This window comes from Streptomyces sp. NPDC005281 (assembly GCF_040607495.1).
GTDB lineage: Bacteria > Actinomycetota > Actinomycetes > Streptomycetales > Streptomycetaceae > Streptomyces.
This window is the reverse complement of sequence record NZ_JBEXGX010000002.1, coordinates 350,101-374,554: the sequence shown is the minus strand read 5'-3', so window position 1 is coordinate 374,554 and position 24,454 is coordinate 350,101. Positions and strand designations below refer to the sequence as shown.

24 protein-coding genes and 1 riboswitch are annotated in these 24,454 nt (G+C 70.6%); of the genes, 11 read left to right on the top strand and 13 right to left on the bottom strand.

Going from position 1 to position 24,454, the window contains the following annotated elements; translation table 11 throughout:
• Positions 1 to 4 precede the first annotated feature (4 nt).
• Positions 5 to 1,498, top strand: coding sequence for a long-chain fatty acid--CoA ligase (locus tag ABZV42_RS04360; protein ID WP_356050888.1), 1,494 nt, complete (start codon positions 5 to 7; stop codon positions 1,496 to 1,498).
• Between the two features lie 182 nt (positions 1,499 to 1,680).
• Here ABZV42_RS04360 and ABZV42_RS04355 read toward each other — a convergent pair whose 3' ends face one another.
• The 8 genes from ABZV42_RS04355 to sigK form a co-directional block, all read right to left on the bottom strand.
• Positions 1,681 to 3,291: a cation acetate symporter gene (locus ABZV42_RS04355; protein ID WP_355979873.1), complete on the bottom strand. Its 1,611-nt coding sequence runs from the start codon at positions 3,289 to 3,291 to the stop codon at positions 1,681 to 1,683.
• Positions 3,288 to 3,725 (bottom strand): DUF485 domain-containing protein, encoded by a 438-nt coding sequence (locus ABZV42_RS04350; protein WP_355979870.1) that lies wholly within the window; start codon positions 3,723 to 3,725, stop codon positions 3,288 to 3,290. The genes ABZV42_RS04355 and ABZV42_RS04350 overlap by 4 nt, the downstream gene beginning before the upstream one ends.
• A gap of 392 nt (positions 3,726 to 4,117) precedes the next feature.
• Complete coding sequence (locus ABZV42_RS04345; RefSeq protein WP_356050887.1) at positions 4,118 to 4,681, bottom strand: hypothetical protein; 564 nt, start codon at positions 4,679 to 4,681, stop codon at positions 4,118 to 4,120.
• A 419-nt stretch (positions 4,682 to 5,100) separates the two neighbouring features.
• A complete protein-coding gene (locus ABZV42_RS04340) occupies positions 5,101 to 5,592 on the bottom strand; it encodes a peptidylprolyl isomerase (RefSeq protein ID WP_355979865.1) in 492 nt (163 codons plus the stop codon).
• 286 nt (positions 5,593 to 5,878) lie between these two features.
• On the bottom strand, positions 5,879 to 7,396 hold the full coding sequence (gene glpK / locus ABZV42_RS04335; protein ID WP_355979862.1) for a glycerol kinase GlpK: 1,518 nt from the start codon (positions 7,394 to 7,396) through the stop codon (positions 5,879 to 5,881).
• A gap of 24 nt (positions 7,397 to 7,420) precedes the next feature.
• Positions 7,421 to 8,266 (bottom strand): MIP/aquaporin family protein, encoded by an 846-nt coding sequence (locus tag ABZV42_RS04330; RefSeq protein ID WP_355979860.1) that lies wholly within the window; start codon positions 8,264 to 8,266, stop codon positions 7,421 to 7,423.
• A 209-nt stretch (positions 8,267 to 8,475) separates the two neighbouring features.
• Positions 8,476 to 9,210: an anti-sigma factor gene (locus ABZV42_RS04325; protein WP_355979858.1), complete on the bottom strand. Its 735-nt coding sequence runs from the start codon at positions 9,208 to 9,210 to the stop codon at positions 8,476 to 8,478.
• Entirely contained in the window at positions 9,207 to 9,803 is a 597-nt protein-coding gene (gene sigK / locus ABZV42_RS04320) for an ECF RNA polymerase sigma factor SigK (protein WP_355979856.1), read from the bottom strand. The genes ABZV42_RS04325 and sigK overlap by 4 nt, the downstream gene beginning before the upstream one ends.
• A gap of 471 nt (positions 9,804 to 10,274) precedes the next feature.
• On the opposite strand from sigK, the gene ABZV42_RS04315 reads away from it, so the two are divergent.
• From ABZV42_RS04315 to ABZV42_RS04295, 5 genes are all read left to right on the top strand, one after another.
• Positions 10,275 to 10,634, top strand: coding sequence for a hypothetical protein (locus ABZV42_RS04315; protein WP_355979854.1), 360 nt, complete (start codon positions 10,275 to 10,277; stop codon positions 10,632 to 10,634).
• A gap of 140 nt (positions 10,635 to 10,774) precedes the next feature.
• Positions 10,775 to 11,131 (top strand): DUF6204 family protein, encoded by a 357-nt coding sequence (locus ABZV42_RS04310; protein ID WP_355979852.1) that lies wholly within the window; start codon positions 10,775 to 10,777, stop codon positions 11,129 to 11,131.
• A gap of 60 nt (positions 11,132 to 11,191) precedes the next feature.
• The gene (locus ABZV42_RS04305; protein WP_355979850.1) at positions 11,192 to 11,653 is read left to right on the top strand and encodes a MarR family transcriptional regulator; all 462 of its coding nucleotides are present in this window, start codon (positions 11,192 to 11,194) and stop codon (positions 11,651 to 11,653) included.
• A gap of 215 nt (positions 11,654 to 11,868) precedes the next feature.
• The gene (locus ABZV42_RS04300) at positions 11,869 to 12,627 is read left to right on the top strand and encodes an IclR family transcriptional regulator C-terminal domain-containing protein (protein WP_355979848.1); all 759 of its coding nucleotides are present in this window, start codon (positions 11,869 to 11,871) and stop codon (positions 12,625 to 12,627) included.
• Positions 12,628 to 12,718: 91 nt separating this feature from the next.
• Positions 12,719 to 13,978 carry a PP2C family protein-serine/threonine phosphatase gene (locus ABZV42_RS04295; protein ID WP_355979846.1) on the top strand — a complete coding sequence of 420 codons (1,260 nt, stop codon included), beginning with the start codon at positions 12,719 to 12,721 and terminating at the stop codon, positions 13,976 to 13,978.
• A 24-nt stretch (positions 13,979 to 14,002) separates the two neighbouring features.
• On the opposite strand, the gene ABZV42_RS04290 is transcribed toward ABZV42_RS04295, so the two are convergent.
• The 5 genes from ABZV42_RS04290 to ABZV42_RS04270 form a co-directional block, all read right to left on the bottom strand.
• The gene (locus tag ABZV42_RS04290) at positions 14,003 to 14,962 is read right to left on the bottom strand and encodes an expansin EXLX1 family cellulose-binding protein (RefSeq protein WP_356050885.1); all 960 of its coding nucleotides are present in this window, start codon (positions 14,960 to 14,962) and stop codon (positions 14,003 to 14,005) included.
• A gap of 175 nt (positions 14,963 to 15,137) precedes the next feature.
• The gene (locus tag ABZV42_RS04285; protein ID WP_356050914.1) at positions 15,138 to 16,316 is read right to left on the bottom strand and encodes an acyltransferase; all 1,179 of its coding nucleotides are present in this window, start codon (positions 16,314 to 16,316) and stop codon (positions 15,138 to 15,140) included.
• Between the two features lie 205 nt (positions 16,317 to 16,521).
• A complete protein-coding gene (locus tag ABZV42_RS04280; RefSeq protein ID WP_356050884.1) occupies positions 16,522 to 17,943 on the bottom strand; it encodes an MFS transporter in 1,422 nt (473 codons plus the stop codon).
• Between the two features lie 480 nt (positions 17,944 to 18,423).
• Entirely contained in the window at positions 18,424 to 19,206 is a 783-nt protein-coding gene (locus ABZV42_RS04275) for a cell envelope biogenesis protein OmpA (protein WP_356050883.1), read from the bottom strand.
• Between the two features lie 311 nt (positions 19,207 to 19,517).
• On the bottom strand, positions 19,518 to 19,583 hold the full coding sequence (locus ABZV42_RS04270) for a putative leader peptide (protein ID WP_351121255.1): 66 nt from the start codon (positions 19,581 to 19,583) through the stop codon (positions 19,518 to 19,520).
• A gap of 36 nt (positions 19,584 to 19,619) precedes the next feature.
• Positions 19,620 to 19,765: riboswitch (SAM riboswitch) on the bottom strand.
• A 154-nt stretch (positions 19,766 to 19,919) separates the two neighbouring features.
• Between ABZV42_RS04270 and ABZV42_RS04265 the strand changes: the two genes are divergently transcribed.
• The 5 genes from ABZV42_RS04265 (at position 19,920) to ABZV42_RS04245 (ending at position 24,450) form a co-directional block, all read left to right on the top strand.
• Positions 19,920 to 20,054 carry a hypothetical protein gene (locus ABZV42_RS04265; RefSeq protein WP_356050882.1) on the top strand — a complete coding sequence of 45 codons (135 nt, stop codon included), beginning with the start codon at positions 19,920 to 19,922 and terminating at the stop codon, positions 20,052 to 20,054.
• A gap of 166 nt (positions 20,055 to 20,220) precedes the next feature.
• A complete protein-coding gene (locus ABZV42_RS04260) occupies positions 20,221 to 21,225 on the top strand; it encodes an amino acid ABC transporter permease (protein ID WP_356050881.1) in 1,005 nt (334 codons plus the stop codon).
• A complete protein-coding gene (locus ABZV42_RS04255; protein ID WP_355979832.1) occupies positions 21,222 to 22,007 on the top strand; it encodes an amino acid ABC transporter ATP-binding protein in 786 nt (261 codons plus the stop codon). Before ABZV42_RS04260 ends, ABZV42_RS04255 begins: the two co-directional genes overlap by 4 nt.
• A gap of 94 nt (positions 22,008 to 22,101) precedes the next feature.
• Positions 22,102 to 23,127, top strand: a complete 1,026-nt coding sequence (locus tag ABZV42_RS04250; protein ID WP_355979829.1) for an ABC transporter substrate-binding protein — start codon at positions 22,102 to 22,104, stop codon at positions 23,125 to 23,127.
• 114 nt (positions 23,128 to 23,241) lie between these two features.
• On the top strand, positions 23,242 to 24,450 hold the full coding sequence (locus ABZV42_RS04245) for an LLM class flavin-dependent oxidoreductase (protein WP_356050880.1): 1,209 nt from the start codon (positions 23,242 to 23,244) through the stop codon (positions 24,448 to 24,450).
• Positions 24,451 to 24,454: the final 4 nt, after the last annotated feature.

Below are 24,454 nucleotides of genomic sequence, written 5' to 3'. Positions count from 1 at the left end.
CGGCATGACCGACCTCGTCACCCTTCTGGCAGCCACCGTCGTGGCCCACGGCGAGCGCGTCGCCGTCCGGCTCGACGACAGCACGCTCACCTACGCCGAACTGGACGACGCCAGTGCGCGGGTGGCCGCCCTGCTGCGGGACCACGGCCTCCTGCCGGGCGACCGTGTCACGCTGACCATGCCCAACGTCCCGCTGTTCCCGGTCCTCTACTACGGCATCCTGCGGGCCGGCGGTGTCGTCGTCCCGATGAATCCGCTGCTCAAGGCCCGCGAGGTCGCCTTCACCCTGCGCGACTGCGGAGCGCGGATCGCGCTCGTGTCCCCGCTGTTCGCCGACGAGGTGACGAAGGCCGCCGCCGAGACGGGCACCGACTGCCTGGTCACCGACCCCGGGAACTTCGACACCCTGCTGCGTGGCCACGAGCCCCTGCGCGACACCCCGGACCGGGCCGGCGACGATGCCGCCCTGATCCTCTACACCTCGGGCACCACCGGAACACCCAAGGGCGCCGAACTCTCCCACCGCAACCTGGCCCGCAACACGCTCACCACGGCGGAGACCCTCCTCCAGGTCGGACCGGAGGACGTCCTCTTCGGCGGCCTGCCCCTCTTCCACGCCTTCGGCCAGACCTGCGCGCTCAACACGGCCGTCGCCGCCGGAGCCACACTGACGCTGCTGCCCCGGTTCGACCCGCGAAGCGCCCTGGAGATCCTCGTCCGGGACAAGGTCACCGTCTTCCTCGGCGTGCCGACGATGTACGCGGCCCTGCTGCACGCCGAACTTCCCGACGGATTCCACACCGGCCCGCTGCGCCTGGCCGTCTCGGGCGGGGCCGCCCTTCCGGTCGAGGTCCTGCACGGATTCGAGCGGCGTTTCGGCGCCGCGGTGCTGGAGGGCTACGGGCTCTCCGAGACGTCGCCGGTCGCGGCGTTCAACCACCCGGACCGTCCGCGCAAGGCGGGCTCGATCGGCGTGCCCATTCGCGGGGTTGAGATGCGGCTCGTCGCCGAGGACGGCGGCGTGGCCGCTCCGGGAGAGGTGGGCGAGATCGCCATCCGCGGCGAGAACGTCATGACCGGGTACTGGAACCGCCCGGAGGCCACCGAGGAGGCGATCCGCGACGGATGGTTCCACAGCGGAGACCTGGCCCGGGTGGACGAGGACGGTTTCTACTTCATCGTCGACCGCAAGAAGGACATGATCATCCGCGGCGGCTACAACGTCTACCCGCGCGAGATCGAGGAGGTGCTGTACGAGCACCCCGCCGTCGCCGAGGCCGCTGTCGTGGGGGTGCCGCATCCCCTGCACGGTGAGGAGGTCGCGGCCGTGGTCACGCTCAGGCCCGGCGCCGAGGCCACGGCCGAGGAGATCCGCGCCCACGCCAAGGAACGGGTCGCGGCGTACAAGTACCCCCGGGTCGTCGAGATCGCGGCCGAGCTGCCCAAGGGCCCCACGGGCAAGATCCTCAAGCGTGAGATCGTGGTCGCCGCCCCCTGAACCGATGTCGGCGGAGGACTTCGTGACGGTGGCGGCACCCCCGCCACCGTCACGCCTCCCGCCGACCGTCACGGCGTCCAGCCACCGTCACGGCGTCCAGTGACCGTCACGGCTCCCAGCCATCGGCACGGCTCCCTGTCATCGGCAGGGCTCCCAGCCACCGTCACGGCTCCCTGCCGCCCTCACCGCCCCTTCGATCGCGGCCCCGCGAGGATCAGGCTCTCGACACTCTCGTACACCCCGCGCTCGCGGTCCGCCGCGCGGCGTCCGGACAGCATGCTGCCGAGCCAGCCGAACGCGAAGCCCAGCGGGATGGACACCAGCCCCGTGGTCGTGAACGGGAACCAGTTGAAGTCGGCGGTGGGAAAGGCGGACGTCGGGGAGCCGGACACCAGCCGGGTGCCCGGCATCAGGACCAGGACGGCGAGGGTGCCGCCGATGAGCGTGCTCAGCAGACCGGCGCGTGTGTAGCGACGCCAGAAGAGGCTGTAGACCAGGGCGGGCGCGATCGCCGAGGCCCCCACGCAGAAGGACATGGTAGCGAGCGGTTGAAGACTCCGGTTCTGGACGAGGACCGCGAGGGCGATCACGGGCGCGCCGACGACGATCGCCGACGCGCGGGCGAACGAGGTCTCGCGCTGGGGCGACATGGCGGTGCGGCGGCCCGCGAACACGTCGTGGGCCAGCGAGTTGGCGCAGGCGAGGGTCATCCCGGCGACCGAGGCGAGCAGGGTGAGGAAGATCGCCGTGGTGACGGTGGTGAACACGAGGGTCTCCGCGCGGGACACCACAGGGCCGAACGCGGCACGGGAGCCCAGCAGATAGGCGGTGTGCCCGCGCGGGTCGGCGGCGGTGACGCCGGCCCGGCCGATCATCGCCGTCGCGCCGATGGCGACGACACCCGCCACCAGCATGAACAACGCCACCGAGGAAACGGCCCAGGACATCGAACGCCGCACCTGGCGGGCGCTGTTGGCGGTGAACATCCGCATGGTCACGTGCGGTAGGCAGGCACCGCCCAGCACGATGGCGAACTGGGTGCTGATCATGTCGAGCCGTGGATGCGGGCCACCGGCGAACTGGAGTCCGCCGTGCAGGAACGCGTCCGGTGACCCGCTGCGCCTCGCGGCCGCGGTGAACAGCGCCCCGGGGTTCCAGTGGAACCGGCCGAGGATCAGCAGCGCGACGACGATTCCGGAACCGAGGAGCACGACCATCTTCAGGAGCTGGATCAACGCCGTGCCCCGCATGCCCCCGATGGCCGCGTAGGTGATCATCAAGGTGCCGACGCCCACGATGCAGCCCGTCTTCATGGAACTGTCGGTGAAGCCGAGGATGAACGCCAACAGTTGCCCTGTGCTCGCGAGTTGGACGAGCATCATCGGTACGAGAGCGGCGATCGTGACGGCGCACGCGGTGATCCGTACGGACCGTCCGGGCATTCTGCGGGCCAGTACGTCGCCCATGGTGAACTCGCCCGTGTTCCGCAGGGGTTCGGCCAGCAGGAACATCAGCACCAGCAGGGACAGCAGGGTGCTCAGGGCCAGGACGACACCGTCGAATCCGCACAGGGCGATCACGCCGCCGATGGTCAGCACGGTCGCGGCGGAGATGTAGTCGCCGGCGATGGCGAGTCCGTTGCGCAGCGGGGAGAGCGAGCGGTAGCCGGTGTAGAACTCGGCGAGATCGTCGCTGTCGGGGCCGGTGAGCACGCACAGCAGCAGGGTGACCGTTACGGCGATGGAGAAGGCGACGAGCGACCAGGACTGCGTGGAGCCGGAGAAGGCGCTCACCGCTTCCGCTCCTGCTCGTTGCCGGCCCAGGGGACGCTCCGGTTCACGCGGCGGGCGAGAGGGTCGACATAGCGGCGGGCGGTGCGCTCGTAGACGAGCACGGCGAGCCAGGTCGCGGGGATCTGGGAGAGGGCGATCACGAGGCCCGTCGAGAGACCACCGGTGACGGGACGGTCCATCAGACCGGGGCAGCCGGCGCACAGGCCGAGGAAGATGGTGAAGCAGCCGAGCACCGCGAAGGTGGTCACACGCCGTTGCCGGCGGTAGGCGCGGCGCAGGATGCGCAGATCGCGGTGGTGCCCGGTCCAGGTGCGGGGTGATGCCCCGCCGCGTAATGGTTCCGCGGCCGCGGGGTCCGGGACGTGGTCGGCGAAGGAGTTGTGGTGTCCCCGCGGCGGTCGCGCGGGCCGGGGGGCGGAGCTGTCGTACGACATGCCGGTCTCCTGATGGGGTGCGGGCCCGGCGTGCACGGACCGCGGGACGGTGGGGGGACGGCTCGGGTCCTCGCACGCTATTCGGCTCGTCGGCCCGTGCGAAGGGCTTTCCTTCAACTACCTGGTGGGAACGTGTTCACCTCGCTGACCTCGTCTGTTGTCGGAGAAACCGCTGTTGCGCCCGGGCTCGGAGTGAGGAGTGTGGTGTGGGTGACACGGACGTCCGGTGCGCGCGGATCCGGTGCGGGTCCCGCCGCGGGGCGGGGCGCCGGGGGCGTACGCGTAGGTCGACGAGGCGGTCCGGGAAGCGGTCCGGAGGGTCACCGGACGCGGGTTCGGAGCGGTGGTCCCCGGCACGGGGATCGCGGGCGCCGGGGGCGGGTCGTACGGACTCAGGGGGAGCCGCTCAGTTCGTTCAGCGGTGTGCCGTGCGCCCAGCGCCGCAGACACGAGCCGTCGATCAGGCGTACACCGCCCTGGCGCCGTGCCCACTGGACGTCACGCCGGGTGAAGGCCCCGCGGTGCACCACGAGACGGAGCGGCGGACCCGGGCCGCCCGGACGCCCCGACCGCGAGGGCGTGTCCTCGTCGGGCAGCGGCTCGGCCACGGGCCGGAACGCGACCTCGAGACGCCGCCCGTGTCCGTCCCGCGCGCGGACCCGGACGCGGTCCTCGATCCGGCGCGGCGGGAGCACGCGCCAGCCGTCCCGGTGCAGCATCCGGGAGACGGCCAGGGCCAGTCCCTGGGTGTCGAGATCGGCGAGTTCCTCGGGTGTGTAGAAGCCGAGGCGACGGCGGGCCGGCGGGCGGTTCCGCCGTATCGCGGCGGGAGTGGCGACGGCCAGGACCACCAGGGCGCCGAGAGGTACGCCGATGCCGGCCACGCGGTAACCGACGGCGAGGCCGGCGACGACCGCGCAGAGGAGGACGACGACCGCCGCGAGGGCGGGCAGCACTTCACGAAGTACGGGCCCGTAGGCCCCTTCCGCACGCAGCCGGCGGACAGCCGATCGCCGCAGCGCGCGTCCTGACAAGCGTTTTCCCGGTGCCCGCCCCCACCACATCACTCGGGCCAGCTCCCCCCAACCCTCACGCGCTTCGGCGTGTTCGGGTAGGGCTACCCCTCGCGGGACCGCGGGTCCCCTGGAGTACGGGTTCCGGCCACGAATCCGGCCGAACTCTTTCGAGGCGCCGGGACGCGTGAGGCGTGATCGGTTCCGGTGGCCGCGGAGTCCTGTGCGGCGGACCGCCGGGCAGGGGTGGCCGATCGCCCGAGAGGGGTGGCGGACCGCCCGGCCGGGGCGGCGGGTGTGTCACCCGCGGCCCCCGCCGGCACGTGTCCGTGGGAAAGGTCCGGCACTGGCTGCCGGACCGCTCAGACGGTGCCGCTCTTGGAGATGACGACCTTCTTGGAGGGGGTGCCGGAACCGCTGCCGAACCCCTCGATCGCCTTCACGACGTCCATGCCCTCGACGACCTCGCCGAAGACGACGTGCTTGTTGTCCAGCCAGTTGGTGGCGATGGTGGTGATGAAGAACTGCGAGCCGTTGGTGTTCGGGCCCGCGTTGGCCATCGACAGCTGACCCGGCTTGGTGTGCTTGAGCGTGAAGTTCTCATCGGCGAACTTCTCGCCGTAGATGCTCTTGCCGCCCGTGCCGTTCTGCCGCGTGAAGTCGCCGCCCTGGAGCATGAAGTCCGGGATGACCCGATGGAACGGCGAGCCCTCGTAACCGTAGCCGTGTTCACCGGTGGCGAGCTCACGGAAGTTCCTGGCGGTCTTCGGGACGACGTCGTCGAAGAGCTTGAACTCGATGCGGCCCAGCGGCTTGCCGTCGGCGGTGACCTCGAAAAAGACGTTCTGGCTCATTGCTCTGCTCCTCATGGATGCGAAGGTTCGCCTCCGAGCATAGAGAAGCTGAGGCGGTGGGCGCGTGACCGGGGGTGATCATTCGGTCTGTGGCCCGGAGGGAGGGAACGGCGGGCCACCGGTGACATACGCCCCGGATGTCCCGAGGAGCCGGGCGTTCCGCGGTGGGACCGGCGCGGTTCGCGACCGCGCACGAGCGGGAGCCCCCGAAGGCTCCGGCCCCCGACGCGACATGTGTCAGGGGCTGGATGGAGCGCCCCCGGTCACGGCGCGACCGGCGCTCCGGCTATTCCACTTTCGCCCAGTCGAGCGTGCGTTCCACTGCCCTCTTCCAGTCCGCGTACCCCTGTTGACGCCGGTCCTCGGACCACTGCGGCTCCCAGCGCTTGGACTCCTGCCAGTGGGTCCGCAGTTCGTCGGTGTCCTGCCAGAAGCCGGTGGCCAGACCAGCCGCGTACGAGGCGCCGAGCGCGGTGGTCTCGGCGACGACGGGACGGCTGACCGGTACGCCGAGGACGTCTGCCTGGATCTGCATGCACAGGTCGTTGGCGGTCACGCCGCCGTCCACCTTGAGCACGTCGAGATGGACTCCGGAGTCCTGTTCCATGGCCTCGACGACATCGCGGCTCTGGTAGCAGATCGCCTCCAGGGTCGCCCGGGCCAGGTGGGCGTTGCTGTTGTACCGGGCGAGGCCGACGATCGCGCCGCGGGCGTCGGAGCGCCAGTACGGGGCGAACAGGCCCGAGAACGCCGGAACGAAGTACATCCCGCCGTTGTCCTCCACGGTGCGGGCCAGCGTCTCGCTCTCGGCCGCGTTGATGATGATCTTCATCTGGTCGCGGAGCCACTGGACGGCGGATCCGGTGACCGCGATGGAGCCCTCCAGCGCGTACACGGCCGGCTCGCCGCCGAACCGGTAGGCCACGGTGGTCAGCAGGCCGTGCTGCGAACGGACCAGTTCCGTACCGGTGTTGAGGACCAGGAAGTTGCCGGTGCCGTAGGTGTTCTTGGCCTCGCCCGGCGCGTAGCAGACCTGCCCGACGGTGGCAGCCTGCTGGTCGCCGAGCACACCGGTGATGGGGATGGGGGCGCGCAACGGCCGGGAGGTGCGCGTCGTGCCGTACGCCTCGCGGTCGGACGAGGGGTTGATGCTGGGCAGCATGGCCCTCGGCACCCCGAAGAAGCCCAGCAGTTCCTCGTCCCAGTCGAGGGTCTCCAGATCCATGAGCATGGTGCGGCTGGCGTTGGTCACGTCGGTGGCGTGGATGCCGCCGTCGGGGCCGCCGGTCAGGTTCCACAGGACCCAGGCGTCCGTGTTGCCGAAGAGGGCGTGACCCTGCTCCGCCGCTTCACGGACGCCGTCGACGTTCTCCAGGATCCACTGGATCTTGCCGCCGGAGAAGTAGGTCGCCGGCGGCAGCCCCGCCTTGCGGCGGATGACGTCGCCCCGGCCGGAACGCTCCAGGGCCGCGGCGATGGAATCGGTGCGGGTGTCCTGCCAGACGATGGCGTTGTAGTAGGGACGGCCGTTGCGCGGGTCCCATACGACGGTGGTCTCCCGCTGGTTGGTGATGCCGATCGCCGCGAGGTCCTCGGCGGTCAGGTTCTTGTGCCGCAGGGCGTTCTGGATCACGGAGTTGGTGCGCTCCCAGATCTCCACCGGGTCGTGCTCGACCCATCCGGAGCGCGGAAGGATCTGGGCGTGTTCCAGTTGATGCTTCGCCACCTCGTTGCCGGCTTGGTCGAAGATCATGAATCGGGTGCTGGTGGTCCCTTGGTCCACCGCGCCCACGAAGTCAGCCATGGGATGCCGCCTCTGCCGGGGGTGTCAGGCCTTGGGGATCGGGATCTGTCCCGGGGGTTCGGGTTCCGCCATCGGCAGGAACCGGCCGATGAAGAGCTTGTACATGCCGGCGCCGAGCACACCACCGATCAGTGGACCGATGATCGGCACCCAGAAGTAGAAGTTCCCGTACTGATCTCGCCACGCTCCTCCGTATCCCGTGAGGAAGCTTGCCAGTCGCGGTCCGAAGTCACGGGCCGGGTTGATCGCGTAGCCCGCGAGGGTGCCCCAGGCCATGCCGATGCCCACGACGAGCAGGCCGATGATGAACGGGCCCAGGTTCGCGCCGGGCGGGGTGTTGAGCAGGTCGGTGACGGCCATGATCACCAGCAGCAGGATCGCGGTGCCGATGATCTGGTCGCGGAACGCGCCCCACTCGTGGACCGGCAGATTCGGGTTGCCGTTGGCGGGCAGGGTGGAGAAAACGCCCTGGGTCTTGATGGTGTGGCCGGGGTCGACCTTCGCCAGTGCCTCCGTGTAGTTCCAGCGCACGATCATCGCCGCCACGAAGGCGCCGACGGTCTGGGCCACCACGTAGGGCGCCACCTTGCGCCAGGGGAATCCCTTGAACGTGGCCAGGGCCACCGTCACCGCGGGATTGAGGTGTGCGCCGCTCAGCCGTGCCGCGACGTAGATGCCCATGGTGACGCCGATGCCCCAGGCCCACGCGATGCTGTCGTGGTTTCCCAGGCCGCCCGGGGGTGTCGTGAGTGCTCCGCCGGCGACCACCTGGGCCACCACGCCGCAACCGAAGAGGATGAGAATCATCGTGCCGAGAAACTCGGCGGACATCTCGCCGACGAGTCCCGACTTCTTGAACCGCCCAGTCATGGAAGCCCGCTTCCCGCCGGTCCAGGACCGACTGTTGACCGCCGCCCGAGCCCTCCCTGACATCAGCATAGAGTGATCAAGAACGAAATGCATCAAAAGTTAACTATCCCGTTTTGATGGTCTATATGCTGATGAAGTTTGATCGGCGCGCCGGGGTGGAAGCGGTCGGCTCCCCGATATGTCTGGTGTGGTCGGTACGGCACGGTGTGTCAGGCGGGCACCGTGACGATGCCGAGAGGCTCGCTCGTCGGCTGCCGCGATCCGCCCGCCGGTTCCGCCGTGATTCCCACGGCGGAGACGTCGTCCAGGGACCCGTGGAGCAGTTCCGTGTACCCGCCTCCTGAGCCGGGGACCAGGCCCGCCGGGCGCAGGTCGCCGGATTTCGCCGCGTACCAAAGCTCGTAGACCTGATCGTCGCCGAGGCGGGGCAGGTCCGAGGCGATGAAGGCCGCCCGGCCCCGAGTCCGGGAGGCGACCACGCTGATGTCGGCCCCGTTGCCCAGTTTCTGACTGCTGATCGTGGCGTCCCGGGCGGTGAGGAGGTCGGTCAGAACGGAGGCTTGTGCCTTTCCGGCGGCGACTTCGGCGCGCGCCTCGTCCGCCTGGGTGTGCTGCCACGTTGCGACACCGCCGAGCGCGGCCGCGAGAACCAGACACGCGGCCAGAGCCCACCGGAGCACCCGTTCGCGGACCGGAAGAGCGGGCGGGAGGCGGTCCTGGCGTGTGTGGGCGATCCGGTCGAGGACGCGCCGGCGCAGTTCGGGGGAGGGGGTGGCGTCCTCGGCCGAGGCGAGTCGCAGCGTGGCCTCGGACAGCTCCGCCACCTCGTTCCGACACGCGGCGCAGCTCGCCAGGTGGTTCTTGAAGGAGGCTTCCTCGGCCGCCGGCAGGGCGTGCAGAACATACGCGCCGACGAGCTGGTGCGGGTCTTCGGCGGCCGTCATCGCCCGGCCTCCAGACAGGCGCGGAGCAGGCGCAGCCCGGTACGCATCCTGGACTTCACGGTGCCCGCCGGAGTGGCCAGGCAGGCGGCCACCTCCAGATAGGTCATGCCCTGGTAGTAGGCGAGCACCAGTGGTACGCGCTGATGCCGCTCCAGGGCGGCGAGACAGTGCCGCACGCGATGATGATCCTCGTGCCGCTCCACGGCCTCGGCCACCTCGTCGAAGGGCGGGTCCTCCGCGAGCAGGGCGCTGCGCCGTTCACGTGCCGTACCGGCCTGGACGTGCCGGACCCGGTCGACGGCTCTGCGGTGCGCGAGGGTCAGTACCCATCCCCGGGCGGTGCCGAGTTCGGGGCGATAGCGGCCCGCGGTCCGCCAGACCTCCACCATCACGTCCTGCGTCACCTCCTCCGCCTGCGCCTCGTCCCGCAGCACCCGGCAGATCAGGCCCTTGACCGGCCGCGCGAGCGTGTCGTAGACGTCGGCGAAAGCGTCCTGATCGCCTGCTGCGGCGCGCTCCAGTCGGGCGTCCAGCCATGGTTCCGCCGATGGGTGCCGTCGCGAACCGTGTCGGTCCTGGCCGGTTTTGGACATCGCTCACAGAATCCGTCCGTCGCTTCCGTCGCTTCCGTCGCTTCCGTCTCGCCTGGCGCGTGTGGCGCGACTCTCCGTCGTGGCGGTCTCCTCCGCTGGTGCGACCGGGCCGTTCTCCGACGCGGGGCCCGCGGGTCGCCGTGCCGGCGACATCGCCGGCGTGGTGTGCGGAGGAAACGGGCGTCGTCACCGTTTATTCGCAGCCCCCCGGCCCGCGTATGAGGCAAGAGCGCCACGAGTCCCGGTGCCGGGCCCGGGGTCCCGCACCCGAGGGGCCGGCGCCGGTCGGCTCCACCCGAAAACTCGTAGAGGAAACTTACCCGGGTCTATCCTCATACATACCTTTGATTGCTCCGAATGGCTTATGTCCCACACCTCGAGAGCCTTGGAGTATGCCGACCGTTTCGGCGCGAACTTCCGTGACGCCGGCTCCCGTTGTGTATCCATCAAATTCGAGGGAGGTTGAGTCCGATGGCCACACGCATCAGCGTCCGGCGCCTGCTCGCCGGAGCGACCGCGACAGGCCTGCTGGCCGGAGGTGCCGCTCTGGGCATGTCCGGTACGGCGGCCGCGACCCCGGCACCTTCGCCCACGCCTTCGGTGACGGCCCCTGACCACCACGGTCACCACGACCGCTGCGAGTGGAAGAAGGGTCACTGGGAGAAGAAGTGGGTGCCCGGACACTGGGTCAAGAAGTGGGTTCACAAGGACTCCTGGAACCACGGTCACCACCACCAGGGCTGGACGATGAAGTGGGTCTTCGTTCCCGGCCACTGGGACCATGTGTGGGTCAAGGGGCACTGGGACTGCCGGCATCACCACGACCACTGACCGCTCCGGTCGAGCCGTGGGGACCGGGAGCGCCACTCCGCTCCCGGTCCGCCCTTGTCGGGGTGCCACCCAGCCGGCCGACGGTGGGCGTGCGGGAAACGGGCTGGATCAGGGGCGATGCCGTTGGTTAGGCTCGCCCGATGACCACACGTACTTTCCGTATCACCGTTCGCGGTGTCTTCGACGGGCTCGGCCCCGACCAGCGCGACCGGCTTCTGGCGAACGCGCCGGAACACGACGTCCTGAGGGCGGCCTTCACCCCCGAGGGGCACCTCAGCTACGACGTGGCCGCCCGGCCGGCCTTCACCTTCCGCTTCCTGGACTCGGGAGAGGCGGAGGAGGACATCCTGGAGGCGGCCGAGCGGGCCGAGGCCGCCGCGACGGCCTGGCTCACCGAGCATGGCTACGGCTTCAAGCGGCTCAAGTCCCAGGCCGAGGACCTCTCCCAGGCGCCGCTCGGCAAACGCCGGCGACGAGCCATCGCGCAGACCCCCTGACCTTCTCGAACTCAGGGGGCTTCGTCGTGCGGATATGCTTGAGTAGTCAAGGAGGTGTCAATGAGTGGCGGGCTGGACGCGGCACTGCGTCTCATGAGGGCGCAGGCCGCCCTGGTGAAGCGGTTCGACGCGAGCCTCGGCGGGCTGCACGGGGTGAGTCTGGCGGACTTCACGATTCTGCTGCGTCTGTCCGAGGCCCCGGGCGACCGCATGCGCCGGGTGGACCTGGCGGAGGCGCTGGGGCTGACCGCTTCCGGTGTCACGCGGGGTCTCGTGCCTCTGGAGCGCATCGGGCTGGTCAGGCGTGACGCGGACGCCCGTGACGCGCGGGTGGCCTACGCGGCCCTGACGGAGACCGGCCGGGAGCGCCTGGCGGAGATGCTCGACACCGCCGAGCGGGTCGCGGAGGAGGTCTTCGCCGAACCGGCGTGGACGGCCGAGGAGACGACGCGGCTCGCCGGTCTGCTCGGCCGCCTCGGCGGCACCGGGTTCACCCCCCGGCGCGAGTCCGGCGGCTCCTGAACGAGCCATGGGGTCACGGACGGGGTGCCCCACGGGGCGCCTTGTCCGGGGCCGGCGGTCGGTCCGAGGCCGGCCTTCCGCCAGGCCGCGGCCGCACGGGGACCGTGGTGGCCGGGCGTGAGGGGCGCTGCGCTTCCGTCACGCGTCGGGGTGCGGGTACCGCTGCCGTCCGGTGACGCCTTGCCTGTCCCGTGAGCTCGGCGCACGCTGGTGGCATGGGAGCTCGCGACGGGCCCACGCTCATCACCTCCGTCCAGCGGGCCTTCCGCCTGCTGGAGGCGGTGAGCGCGCACGAGACCGGCGCGCCCGCCAAACAGCTGGCACGCGAGACCGAGCTGCCGCTGGCCACCGCCTATCACCTGCTGCGGACCCTCGTCCACGACGGATACATACGAAAGCTCGACGACGGCGGGTTCATCCTGGGCGACAAGATGCAGACGCTCAGGACCCAGGGCCGCGGGCAGGCCCTGCTCAGCCGCGTCCGTCCCACTCTCGCAGCCCTGCGGGACGAGCTCGCCTCGGCCGCCTACCTCACCTTCTACGAGGAGGGCGAGATCAGGGTCGCCGAGATCGTCGACGGTCCCCGGGCACCCCGGGTCGACCTCTGGGTCGGATTCGAGGACGCCGGGCACGCCACCGCGCTGGGCAAGTCCGTCCTGCGGGAAATGGACGAGGAGTCCCGCAACGACTACCTCGCCCGGCACACCCTCGCCGACCTCACCCCGCGGACCATCACCAGCAGGTCGGAGCTGCTGCGGCGCCTTGCCATGTCGCCGGTGGCCCCCGCCGTCACGGATCTGGAGGAGTACGCTCTCGGCACGGTCTGCGTCGCCGTACCCGTCTACAGCGGGGACACGCTCGGCTCGCTCGGCGTCTCGCTCCCCGCCGAGCGGCTGTCCCGGCTCGACGAAGTCCTGGCGCGGCTGATCCCGACCGCGAACCGGGTGACCAGGGGCCTGTCGCTCACTATCTGAAATCTCCGCGCTTGTGGCGTACGCCTCGAACGTCTTTCCTGAACCAACCGGACATTTCCGTGATGCACCCAGGTGAGGACTACGTACGAGCATGAGTCGGGCCCGAGAGCACGATAACGAGCACTGGCACGGACGGACGTTCAAGAACCGAGCCTCCGGTCTCGGGGCCGCGGGCCGCAGGCGCGCCGCTCACCTCGCCCTCGGCACGTCGGCGCTGCCCGTCCTGGTCGTGGGCGCCATCGTGCTGGGCGACCTGGCCGGCGGAGCGGGGATGATCTGGCTGCCGCTGCTGGCCGCCGGGCCCGCGCTGGCGGCCACAACCAGCAGGCCGTACGGGGTTCTGTGCGTCGGCTTCCTGGCCGCGACGCTGAGCGCGATGCTCGGCGTCCGGGACGGCGTTCCGGGCGCCGAGCTCATCGCCGTGCTGTCCGCGTTGGCGGCCGTGACCCTGGCCAGCGCCCTGGCCAGCGCGCTGCGCTGGCGCCGCGAGCGGGTCCTCGCGGCCGTCCGCTCGGTCGCGGAGGCGGCCCAGCAAGCACTCCTGGCGCCCATACCGTCGAACGTCGGACCGTTCCAGGTCGCCGTCCGCTACAGTGCCGCCGCGGCCGAGGCCCGGATCGGCGGAGATCTCTACGCCCTGGTGCCCACACCGTACGGCGTCAGAATGATCATCGGAGATGTCCGGGGCAAGGGCCTGCCGGCCGTGGGGACGGCCGCGCTCGTGCTCGGTGTCTTCCGCGAGGCCGCCTACGACGAGCCCGACCTCCTCGCCGTAGTCGCCAGGATCGAGCGGAGCCTGGCGCGCAACCTGGGCCACGACGACTTCGTGACCGCAGTGGTCGCCGGGTACCCGGAGCCGGGCCGGCTGGAGGTCGTCAACTGCGGGCACGCGCCTCCGCTGCATGTCCGCGCCTCCGGGAGTGTCGTGTCGGTCGACCCCGTCGACCCCGCGCCGCCGCTCGGGCTGCGGGCCCTGACAGGGGAGTCCCCGAGCCTTCAGGTGCTGCCGCTGGAAGACGGCGACCAGCTCCTGCTGTACACCGACGGAGTCACCGAGGCCCGCGACCACGGGCGCGAGTTCTACGCCCTCGCGGAGGGCCTGGCACGTCATGTGTCCGACGAGCCGGCCGCCACACTCGACGCGCTCGACGCCGAGCTCCAGGCCCACGTGGGAGGGCGTCTGCACGACGACGCGGCGCTGCTGCTGCTCCGCAAGCCGCTCTCCGCCGACCGCGCGATCGCGGTCGGTGCGGGCGGTGACTCCGCGGCTTTGGGTGGTGGCTCGGTCGGCGTCCCCGCTCCGCCGCGGCCGCCCGTCGCCGGTGTGGGCTGCGGCAGGGGAACGGAGTAGCCGCTCCGGTCCGGCCGGAACGGGTCAGTGCCGGGCGAACTGGAGCCGGGTCGTCTGCACAGCGTCGGGGCGCACCGCGATGCCCTCGGCGGTCAGCCGTTCACCGTAGATGTCGGTGATCCTGATCGCACCGCCGCAGCCGCCGCCGTCCTCGGCGAGGAAGTAGTTGTAGCCGGTGCGGGGCAGCCGCCGCCATTCGCCGCCGTCGCGCAGTTCGATCCGGGCCACCGGATTCCGGTGCCCGAGCACCTGAACCGCGCACCAGTAGCGGCTGGACCCGCTCTTGTAGCGGAGCGACATCGTGCCCGGGTCGGCCGGGCTCAGCAGCTTCCAGGTGATCGGGATGCGGCCGGCCGCCGGGTTCGCGAGCCGGGCGAACGCCTGCGCGCTGAGGTCGAGCTGCCCGGGGGCGCAGCCCGCCGGGCATTCGTTGGTGATCCGTACCGTCACGGTCGCGCCCCCGGCCGCGCGCACCAGTACGTACGCCCCGCACGCCCTGGCGGTCTCGTAGTCGGTGTGGTTCATCGCGGCGGTCATGAGGTCGGCGCTCGGACCGTAGGAACATGAGCCGCCGTCCCCGGTGCCGGCGTCATAGGTGGTCGCCACTCCCCGGTAGTCGGTTCCCGGGCGGATCCGGCCCGCCAGGGAAGCGGCCGTGACCGGGGTCCGGGAGGTGTCCGAGGCCGACGGCCGTGCCGAGGTGGTGGAGGGGCGGGCCGTCGCGGTCGTGGAGGCGGCCGGGCTCGGCGACCGCGACGCGGAGGGGGAGGCGGTTCCGGCCGGAGACGACGGGCCGCCAGCCGCGGTCCCCCGGGAACCGGCGTCCGCCGTCGCCGCGGTGTTCCCCGCGTCGGTCCCGGCACCGGGCCGGAACGCCATGATCAGACAGACCAGAGCGCCCACCGCGACCAGAGCGATCGGTGCGATGAATTGCAGCCTCGGCCGATGTCCCCGCCGCCGCGCGCCCTGCCTGTTTTCCTTCATGTGCATCCGTTCGGGAGATCGAGCCCGGTGTGCCCGTCCGTCGCCAGCGGGAGGCGAAAGGGGCCGCCGTCCGTTCCGTGCCGGACCCACCGGACGCCGAGCCCCACTTCGTGTTCCGGCCGCCGCCGTCCCGTACGGGCGGGACATGTCTACTACGGACGACAGGTTGGCGGGGTCACGTCGAGCGAATCCGGTTGATCCGTCTCCGGCCCCTGGCCAGACCCGGCAGCTCGATGAGGCGATACGTCAGCGCGGACAGCGGCAGCAGCACGGCGAAGAACGCCGCTTCGAGCAGGAGACTGTCGTGTCGGCACCGGCCGATCACCCTGTCGCTCACCGCCAGCAGGACCGGATGCACCAGGTACACCGAGTAGCTGATCGTCCCCAGCCAGGTCAGCGCGCGCGGGAACGTCCGGCGGCGCAGCGCCAGAGCCACGCCGAAGGTGAGGGCGGCCAGCAGGAAGGCCGTGATCCAGCCACGCCGTACGAAATGGTCGCCGTCGCCCTGCGCGTACGCGCTCCCCACCGCGCAGACCAGGACCACGGCGGTCGTGCGGGCCAGGCGCGGCAAGGTGCTCTCCCCGCTCTCCGCCCGCCGCACGGCGGTGCCGAGGAACATCACTGCCAGGATCACCAGGCCTTCCCAGAGGGGAACGGTCCCGTTGAAGGCGACCAGGACCAGCGCGAGCACCCCTCCCGCCACGGCTCCGGGCACGCGCAGCGCGGACGACCCGGAACTCCCCAGGCGGACTGCGATCACCAGTGCCGCCGAAGCGAGCGCGACGAGCGGGCCCGCGCCGATCACGGAGGACAGCGCCCACGGGCGTGGCACGAACGCCGCCGTCGCGCTCACCGCTGCCGAAATCGCCAGCACCACCGCGACGGTCGCCGGCCGACGGTGAAGCCGGACCGTGAAGAGGGCCACGACCAGCAGATAGAAGGCCAGCTCGTACGACAAGGTCCACAGCACGAGCACGACACTCGGTGTCCCCAGCAGTTCCTGGAGCAGGGTGAGGTGCGCGACGGCCACCGTGACGGGATCCCGCCCGGCGAAGCGGGCACGCACCTGCGCGACGCCCAGCTGATCGAGCAGTGCGACCGTTCCCACCACGGCGGCCCACAGCGGGTAGACGCGGAAGGCCCGGCCCGTCCAGAAGGTCCGGACGCAGCCCCGGCGCTCGAGCGAGGCGGGGATGACATAGCCGCTCACCAGGAAGAACAGCATGACGCCGTAACGGCCGATGTTCAGTTGGGGCATCAGGTGTTCACGGGACTCCGCCAGGAAGGCGTATGACGAGTGGTCGACCGCCACGAGAAGCGCCGCGATTCCGCGCACCGCGTCCAGCCAGCCCAGCCGTGGGGGACCGGCGGCTCCGCCGGACGCGGGTGGCGTTGCCGTAGTGGACGGCCACCGCGAAGGCGGCCGGAGAACGGGAGGTGCGGGTTCCATCGAATGGCCTGCCTGGACCGGTTCGTCGGGGTGGGGGTTCTCGGAGGGACCGGGGCCTCTTCGCCTGTGCTGGGGCGGCGATGCGGACAGCGCGTCACTGGGCCCGGGTTCAGCCGCCCTCGGAGGCCCGGGTGCCCACCGCGTCGTGTGCGATCGAGGCGGGGCGGGGGAGGAGAGCCGCGGCGGCGAGGCCGATGAGTCCGAGGACGGCGAGGGTGACCATGGCGGCGCCGTAGGAACGGGTGGTGAATCCGGCCACGAGGATCGTGCCGGCGACGGCGGTGCCCAGCGAGGAGCCGAGGTTCGACACACTGCGGGACAGGCCGGAGATCTCGCCCTGGCGGTCCTCGGGGAAGCTCGACTGCACGATGTTGACCGACGGGGTCAGCATCACCCCCAGGCCCAGTCCGACCAGGAGCAGTCCGGGAGCGAAGGCCCAGGCGCTGGAGAAGCTGTCGACCATCGCGATCAGCACGACGATGCCGGCGATCGTGACGACGAAGCCCGCGATGATCAGGGAGCGCTGGGGGCGGCGCTCGGCGAGACGCTGGGCGGCCAGTGAGGTCGCGAGCAGACCCAGGGTGGCGGCCGTGAAGATGACACCGGTCTCGACGGCGTCGTAGCCGCGTACCACCTGGAGGAAGGCGGCCACGGTGAACGAGGTCCCCATCAGCAGCAGCCACTGGATGTTCTGCGTGATGAGCCCGAGGTTGGAGGTGCGGTCGCGGAACAGGCTGATGGACAGCAGCGGTTCCTTCCCCGCCGACTCCAGGGCGCGCACGTGGCGGAAGAACCACAGCAGTGTCAGCCCACCGAGGACGAGCAGTCCGGCCATCAGCCATACGTTGTTGTCGGCGGCCAGGATGCCCATGACGACGAGGACGAGGCCCGCGGCCGACAGGACGGCGCCGACCGTGTCGAAGGGGCGTTCCGGGTCCGCAGGCAGCGGGTCCTCGATGTGCCTGCTCAGCACGACGATGACCGCGACGACGAGAGCCTGGAACACGAAGGCGGCCCGCCAGCTGATCCACGAGGTGATGAGCCCGCCGATGAGCGGACCGGCCGCGGCGCCGATTCCGCCGAGCGCCATGATGACCCCGAAGGCCCTCGCGCGGGAGGTCATGTCCTCGAAGAGGAGGGTCGTGAGGATGTAGACGGGCGGAATGAGCAGAGCCGTTCCGATGCCTTCAAGGATCGAATTGCCGACGATCAGGACGCCCAGTCCTGGGGACAGGGCGCTCAGCAGGGCGCCGACGCCGTACACCGTCAGACCGGCGAGGAAGCAGCGCTTGCGTCCGTAGCGGTCCGTCAGTTTCCCGCCGGGGATCATCAGCGCGGCCATCACCAGCAGAAAGATCGTGATCGCGACCTGCACGCCCTGAACGGTGGTGTCGAGATCGTTGCTGATGTCGTTGATCATCACGTTCATGTTGGAGCCGGCGAAACTACAGATGAACTGGGCCAGGGCGAGCGGGGCGAGGACTCGTCGCTGCGCCGCCGACGGCCGTTTCGCGGGGCCGGTTTCAGCCATCGTCGTTCCTTCTGGCCGCCGGACGTGTGATGCGGGAGTCGGCCTCCCACGCTCATAGCGTGCGCTGAACACCGTGGGACCGCACGTGGGCGGGGGCGGACCGGGTGGACCCTCGCGGCAGGTGTTCCGGGCCGAACGGGCGGGCGTCGATCCCGGCGATGGGACAGAGTCACGCCATGGACGGCTGTGGATGACGTGGTCGATCGAGGGCGCCGGGTGCGCGCCGGCCAGAACGTCGCCGACGCGGAGGCGGCCTGCCGCGCTCTGGCCGGCCGGCTCCGCCCGGCGGTGGAGGCGGACTGGGGACAGACAACCGGGACAGGCCACCGGGGTGGACCGGGGCGGACCGGGGCAGACAACCGGGGCCGGCCACCTGAGCCGGTGGCCGGGGCCGGTCCCGCGCACGACGTCCGCGCGAGGGCCCGCCCACCTGCCCGGCGGCCTCCCCGGCCGGCCGCCTCCCCAGTTCCGAGGGGAGGGTCAGGCGTCCGACGCCGCATCGCTCCCGTGCCGAAAGGCGGGGTGATCGCCGAGACGGCGTACGTAGTCCAGGAGCCGGGGTTGCGAGCGGAGGACCTCCGGCCCGCCAAGACCGGTGAGGGCCACCCACACGTCGACGTCCGCCGCCGTGAGGGAGTCGCCCAGGACGTAGGGCCGCGCGCTGAGTCGGCAGTCGAGCAGGTCCAGGGCCGCCGCGAGTTCCGAGGGCCGGGCCGACGGGACGACATCGCGGTCCAGCAGATCGCGGAGGGCTTCGATGTCGGCGGTGAGGGACGAAGGCCAGAGCGTGGACGGGCATGTCGTGGTGTGGCCGGAGAGCAGCCCGGCGAGATCGCGGAGGATGTCGGGCGTGTGGTTGCTGACGATGCGTCCGCTCCAGCGGTCGCACAGCGCGGGCGCCGTGAGCGGCCCGTCGAAGTGATGCTCGGTGGCCTCGTAGGCGCGGCGCAGCGACGCGAATGCGTCGGGGGTGCGGGCGGGGTCCGTCAGGAGGGTGGTGGCGACCGAGTCCTTCAGGCCGAGCAGTCCGAGAGTGATGGCGATCCGCAGCGAGTGCGGACAACTCCGTGACAGGTAGAGCTCGTAGCGGTGCGGAGCGGGGTAGAAGCCGCCGGCCAGGCCCACACCGATGCGGCTGTCGACGCGGTGGGGGAGCGCGGACGGGGTCGCCGCCGGCTTGAGCCGAAGGGCCGAGGGGAACGAGATCTGTTCACAGGGGCGCGAGCTGGCAGTGGTGGAATTGCGCGAAGCTGTCTCGGGCATGACTCTCCCTGGAGGAAGACGGAAGCCACCGCCGCCTTGTGGGCACCGACGGCCGGATGCGGATTGACTGCGCTTGTCGCGCCGGTCCGGATCCAGGGACTGTCGTTCGGATCAGGTCGGCCTGACGCAGGGCGCCCCCTCGGCCGGGCCGAGCGGGGTGTGGTGCGTGCGGCCGCGGGGCGGGGGACGTCGGCGACCTACGACACACCGTCGCTGGGGTCCTCCGCGCTCGAAGAGCCTCGGGGAGTGCGGGTCACACCCGCGCCGCGCGACATGATCCGAACGACAGGCCCTGGCGGACCGGTCGCGAATCAGTAGGCGCTGGAGACACGCAACAGATCGATGTGCAGGCGCCTCGTCAAGCCGTTCCTTGGCATTCCCACCGGTCCCGACTCCGGGGCTCGCGAGAAGCGAGACCGCGCTTGCCCCGCCGCACCGGCGGGACCCGGTCGTCACCCGGGGCACCCCGTCGCGGCGGAAGGGTTGCCTGTCAGCGGGCCGGGGCCGATGACCACTGGAGCGGGGCGGACCCGCACCGTGGGCGCTGACAATCGTGACCGTCCATGTCAGTCTCGGTGCGCTCTGTCGCGCCGTCAAGAAGGCCGGTAGCGCGGTCTCACTTGGTGGTCACGCGCATTGACATTCTTTTCCGGGCAGCCCTAACGTGCGGCCCACAAGGGATGCCTTCGGGCCGGAGAGAAATGGTGACGGCGATGCGCACAGCTGACGGGACGGCCGCATGGCGGCGCCTCGGCCGCGATGTGCTCTGCGCCGACCGCTCCGTGGACCTGCTGCGCGTCAACAGCGCCCTGTGTACGGGTACGTGTCACCCCATCAGTCAGGGCTGACGGTTCCTCCGAGTCCCTGACGACCACCGCTGTCGCGGTGCGTCCGTTCCCTGTCCAGCACCCGTTTCGCGTGTAACCGCGCACCGCCTCGTACCGAGCCGTCTCCGTTCGGCACGGCGCTGCCGCTCGCGTGCTTCCGGGCTGTCCGAATCCGCTGGAGCTCCCCATGAGCCAACCTCCCGGCAGCGCTGTGTCCTTCGGATCAGCGCCCCCAGCCGAGGCCATCCCCCGTACCGACTTCCCCGCCGCGTCCGAACCCCTGTCGGCCCAGCGGGTTCTTCCGCTCCGGCGTCCCGGCCGCTGGATCGTCACGGCCGTCGTGCTCGTCCTGGTCGCACAGGTCACCCACGGCCTGGTGACCAACCCCTTCTACCAGTGGGACCGCTTCGCCTACTGGTTCTTTCGCCCGGTCATTCTCGATGGCCTGCTCATCACCCTCGAAGTCGCCTTCTACAGCGCGGTGCTCGGCCTGCTGGGCGGTGTCCTGCTGGCTCTGGCCAGGCTCTCCCCGAGCCCGGTGCTCCGCGCGGTGAGCTGGGTCTACACCTGGCTGTTCCGGTCGGTGCCGCTGATCGTGGTGCTGCTGTTCCTCTACAACTTCAGCGCGCTGTACCGGACGCTGAGCGTGGGCGTTCCCTTCGGGCCGGCCTTCTTCACCTTCGACGAGTCCCATCTGGCCACCGACATGGCCGTCGCCGTCGTAGGGCTGAGCCTGAACGAAGCGGCCTACGCCTCCGAAGTGGTACGCGGCGGAATTCTCTCCGTCGACCAGGGGCAGCACGAGGCGGCCGCCGCCCTGGGACTGCCGAAGCGCTACCAGTTCGCGAGGATCGTCTTCCCGCAGGCGCTGCGCTCCATCACCCCCAACTACGTCAACCAGCTGATCGGCCTGATCAAGGGCACCTCGCTGGTCTTCTACGTGTCCCTGCTCGACCTGTTCGGCTCCGTGCAGAGCATGGGCAGCACCTACCCCGGCGACATCGTGCCGCTGCTCCTCGTCGCCACCGCCTGGTACCTGATCCTCACGAGCGTCGTGTCCGTCGTCCAGTTCTACGTCGAGCGGCACTACTCGCGGGGCGCGCTGCGCACGCTGCCGCCGACCCCGTTGCAGAAGGTGCGAGGCGGTCTGCGTGACGTACGGGCGCGGGTCCGCAGGGAGACGGCGATATGAGCGGCGAGACGAAGAGCCCACGGCCCGCGGCCGTGGAGGTGCACGACGTCCACAAGTGGTACGGCACCCAACAGGTCCTGCGGGGTGTGCGGTTGACGGTGCGGCCCGGTGAGGTGACGGTCGTCGTCGGTCCGTCCGGATCCGGCAAGTCCACCCTGCTTCGCGTGATCAACCACCTGGAGAAGCCCGAGTCCGGCCATGTGCGTCTGAACGGCGAGCTCATCGGCGTACGCGGACAGGGCGAGCGCCTGAAGGAGCTGAGCGAGCGGGTCATCCTGGCCCAGCGCAGCCGCATCGGGTTCGTGTTCCAGAACTTCAACCTCTTCCCGCATCTGACCGTGCTGGACAACGTGGCCGCGGCTCCCGTGGCGATCGGCAAGCTCTCCAGGCCCGAGGCCCGGCAGCTGGCGCGCGATCTGCTCGCCCGCGTGGGGCTCTCGGACAAGGCCGGCGCCTATCCACGGCAGTTGTCGGGCGGCCAGCAACAGCGCGTCGCCATCGCCCGCGCCCTCGCTCTGCGGCCCGGAATCATCCTCTTCGACGAGCCGACGTCCGCGCTCGATCCCGAACTGGTCGGTGAAGTCCTCGCCGTCATCAAGGATCTGGCCCACAGCGGCACCACCCTCGTCATCGTCACCCACGAGATCGCCTTCGCCCGCGAGATCGCCGACCGCGTGATCTTCATGGACGAGGGCCGCGTCGTCGAACAGGGCACGCCCGCCGAGGTGTTGGACCACCCGCGACAGGCACGGACCAGGGACTTCCTGAGCAAGGTGCTCTGAGCCCGAGCCCGGGCCGGCCCTCCCGCCCCGAAAACCCGCGGCCCGCCGGGACCGCTCCCCCACATCTCACACCGCACACCCGACAAGGACAGTCATGCGCACCCTCAGCCCGAACAGCAGGACACTCCGCGGCATCGCCGCCACCGCCGCCGTCGCCTCCCTCGCCGCCACTCTCGCCGCGTGCGGGGGAGACAGCGACGCCGCCACTCGGACGCAGGCCGACGCGGCCGGAACCGTGACCGTGGGCGCGCTCTCCAACGGGGCCGCCAAGGAGGCCACGCTGAAGTTGTCCGAGGTGAAGTCGATCAGTGCCGAGCTGCCCAAGTCCGTCGCAGCGAAAGGCACGTTGGTGGTGGGCATCGGCGCACTGCCCGCCGGATCACCGCCGTTGAACTTCGTCGGACAGGACCAGAAGACGCTCACCGGCAGCGAACCCGACCTCGGCAAACTGGTCGCAGCGGTCCTCGGGCTGAAGCCGGTGGTGAAGAACTCGACCTGGGAGAACCTGTTCGTCGGTGTGGACAGCGGCAAGGTCGACGTCGCCTTCTCCAACGTCACCGACACCGAGGAGCGCAAGAGAAAGTACGAGTTCGCCTCGTACCGGAAGGACAACCTCGCCTTCGAGGTTCTGAAGAAGAGCACATGGAACTTCGACGGCGACTACCGGAACCTGGCGGGCAGGACCGTCGCGGTGGGCGCCGGCACCAACCAGGAGAAGATCCTCCTGGAGTGGAAGGGGAAGCTGGCCAAGGAGGGCAAGAAGCTCACCGTCAAGTACTACCAGGACAACAACGCCACGGCCCTGGCACTGAACAGCGGGAAGATCGACGCCTCCTTCGGCCCGAACCCCGCCGTCGCGTACCACGTCACCCAGAACGCCAAGTCGCCCAACCCAACGCGCAACGCGGGTCAGTTCTCCGGCGCGGGCACGACGATCCAGGGGCTGATCGCGGCCACCGCGAAGAAGGGCAGCGGGCTCGCGAAGCCGGTCGCCGATGCCATCAACTACCTGATCAAGAACGGCCAGTACGCCAAATGGCTGGCCGCCTGGAACCTCTCGAACGAGGCGGTGGAGACCTCCCAGGTCAACCCGCCCGGCCTCCCGCTCGACAACTCCTGAACCATCGCCGTCTCGGGGACTCCGTCGCGCGGCGGCGGAGTCCCGGGGCGGCGGAGTTCCGCGGCGCGTCCGGCGCCGGACCTCCTCGTACGGCCGATCAGGAAGGCACCTCCCGTGTCCTCGTCACCCTCTTCCCTGCACCTCGCCGTCGCGTTGGACGGCGCGGGCTGGCATCCGGCCGCCTGGCGCGAGCCCGTGGCCCGCCCCCGCGACCTGCTGACCGCCGCCTACTGGACCGGCCTGGTCACCGAGGCCGAGCGCGGTCTGCTCGATTTCGTGACCATCGAGGACGGGCTCGGCCTCCAGTCCTCCTCGCCGACCGGACCCGACGAGCGCACCGACCAGGTCCGCGGCCGTCTCGACGCCGTGCTCATCGCGTCGCGGATCGCGCCGCTGACGCGCCACATCGGCGTGGTGCCGACCGTCGTGGCCACCCACACCGAGCCGTTCCACATATCCAAGGCGATCGCCACCCTCGACTATGTGAGTTCCGGCCGCGCGGGACTGCGTGTGCAGATCAGCGCGCGCCAGAACGAGGCCGCGCACTTCGGGCGGCGCACGTTCCCGCCGTTCCGCTTCGAGGACTACGAGACACCCGCCGTGCAGAAGTTGGTGACCGACGTCTTCGACGAGGCCGCCGACTATGTCGAGGTCGTGCGCAGGCTCTGGGACAGCTGGGAGGACGACGCGGAGATCCGCGACGTCACCACGGGCCGCTTCATCGACCGCGACAAGCTGCACTACATCGACTTCGAGGGCAGGGACTTCCGCGTCAAGGGTCCCTCGATCACGCCCCGGCCGCCGCAGGGCCAGCCGATCGTCAGCGCCCTGGCCCATGCCACCGTCCCGTACCGGCTGGTGGCCCGCGCCGCCGACGTCGGCTATGTCACCCCGCACGACGCCGGCCAGGCCCGTGCCATCGTCCGGGAGATCCGCGCCGAGCAGACCGCGGCCGGCCGGGCAGGGGAGACCGTGCACGTCTTCGGCGACCTCGTGGTCTTCCTGGACGACGACGCCGGGGCCGCCGAGGCCCGCCGCGAGCGACTGGACGCCCTCGCGGGGCGGCCGTACAGCAGCGACGCCCGGATCTTCGCCGGAACACCCGCCCAACTCGCCGACCTGCTCCAGGAACTGAGCGAGGCGGGGCTGTCGGGTTTCCGGCTGCGACCCGCCGTCGTCGGGCACGACCTCCCCGCGATCACCCGGGCTCTGGTACCCGAACTCCAGCGCCGGGACGTGTTCCGGCGTGCCTACGAGGCCGACACCCTGCGCGGGCTGCTCGGCCTGTCCCGCCCCGCGAACCGCTACGCCACGACCGCCTGAGCCG

What these genes read in the sequence shown, in the direction of transcription:
- ABZV42_RS04360 (WP_356050888.1), top strand. Translation starts at nt 5, where the DNA reads ATGACCGACCTCGTCACCCTTCTGGCAGCCACCGTCGTGGCCCACGGC.
- ABZV42_RS04350 (WP_355979870.1), bottom strand. Translation starts at nt 3,725, where the DNA reads ATGTCGTACGACAGCTCCGCCCCCCGGCCCGCGCGACCGCCGCGGGGA.
- ABZV42_RS04340 (WP_355979865.1), bottom strand. Translation starts at nt 5,592, where the DNA reads ATGAGCCAGAACGTCTTTTTCGAGGTCACCGCCGACGGCAAGCCGCTG.
- glpK (WP_355979862.1), bottom strand. Translation starts at nt 7,396, where the DNA reads ATGGCTGACTTCGTGGGCGCGGTGGACCAAGGGACCACCAGCACCCGA.
- ABZV42_RS04330 (WP_355979860.1), bottom strand. Translation starts at nt 8,266, where the DNA reads ATGACTGGGCGGTTCAAGAAGTCGGGACTCGTCGGCGAGATGTCCGCC.
- ABZV42_RS04325 (WP_355979858.1), bottom strand. Translation starts at nt 9,210, where the DNA reads ATGACGGCCGCCGAAGACCCGCACCAGCTCGTCGGCGCGTATGTTCTG.
- sigK (WP_355979856.1), bottom strand. Translation starts at nt 9,803, where the DNA reads ATGTCCAAAACCGGCCAGGACCGACACGGTTCGCGACGGCACCCATCG.
- ABZV42_RS04315 (WP_355979854.1), top strand. Translation starts at nt 10,275, where the DNA reads ATGGCCACACGCATCAGCGTCCGGCGCCTGCTCGCCGGAGCGACCGCG.
- ABZV42_RS04310 (WP_355979852.1), top strand. Translation starts at nt 10,775, where the DNA reads ATGACCACACGTACTTTCCGTATCACCGTTCGCGGTGTCTTCGACGGG.
- ABZV42_RS04305 (WP_355979850.1), top strand. Translation starts at nt 11,192, where the DNA reads ATGAGTGGCGGGCTGGACGCGGCACTGCGTCTCATGAGGGCGCAGGCC.
- ABZV42_RS04300 (WP_355979848.1), top strand. Translation starts at nt 11,869, where the DNA reads ATGGGAGCTCGCGACGGGCCCACGCTCATCACCTCCGTCCAGCGGGCC.
- ABZV42_RS04295 (WP_355979846.1), top strand. Translation starts at nt 12,719, where the DNA reads ATGAGTCGGGCCCGAGAGCACGATAACGAGCACTGGCACGGACGGACG.
- ABZV42_RS04290 (WP_356050885.1), bottom strand. Translation starts at nt 14,962, where the DNA reads ATGAAGGAAAACAGGCAGGGCGCGCGGCGGCGGGGACATCGGCCGAGG.
- ABZV42_RS04280 (WP_356050884.1), bottom strand. Translation starts at nt 17,943, where the DNA reads ATGGCTGAAACCGGCCCCGCGAAACGGCCGTCGGCGGCGCAGCGACGA.
- ABZV42_RS04275 (WP_356050883.1), bottom strand. Translation starts at nt 19,206, where the DNA reads ATGCCCGAGACAGCTTCGCGCAATTCCACCACTGCCAGCTCGCGCCCC.
- ABZV42_RS04265 (WP_356050882.1), top strand. Translation starts at nt 19,920, where the DNA reads ATGCGCACAGCTGACGGGACGGCCGCATGGCGGCGCCTCGGCCGCGAT.
- ABZV42_RS04260 (WP_356050881.1), top strand. Translation starts at nt 20,221, where the DNA reads ATGAGCCAACCTCCCGGCAGCGCTGTGTCCTTCGGATCAGCGCCCCCA.
- ABZV42_RS04255 (WP_355979832.1), top strand. Translation starts at nt 21,222, where the DNA reads ATGAGCGGCGAGACGAAGAGCCCACGGCCCGCGGCCGTGGAGGTGCAC.
- ABZV42_RS04250 (WP_355979829.1), top strand. Translation starts at nt 22,102, where the DNA reads ATGCGCACCCTCAGCCCGAACAGCAGGACACTCCGCGGCATCGCCGCC.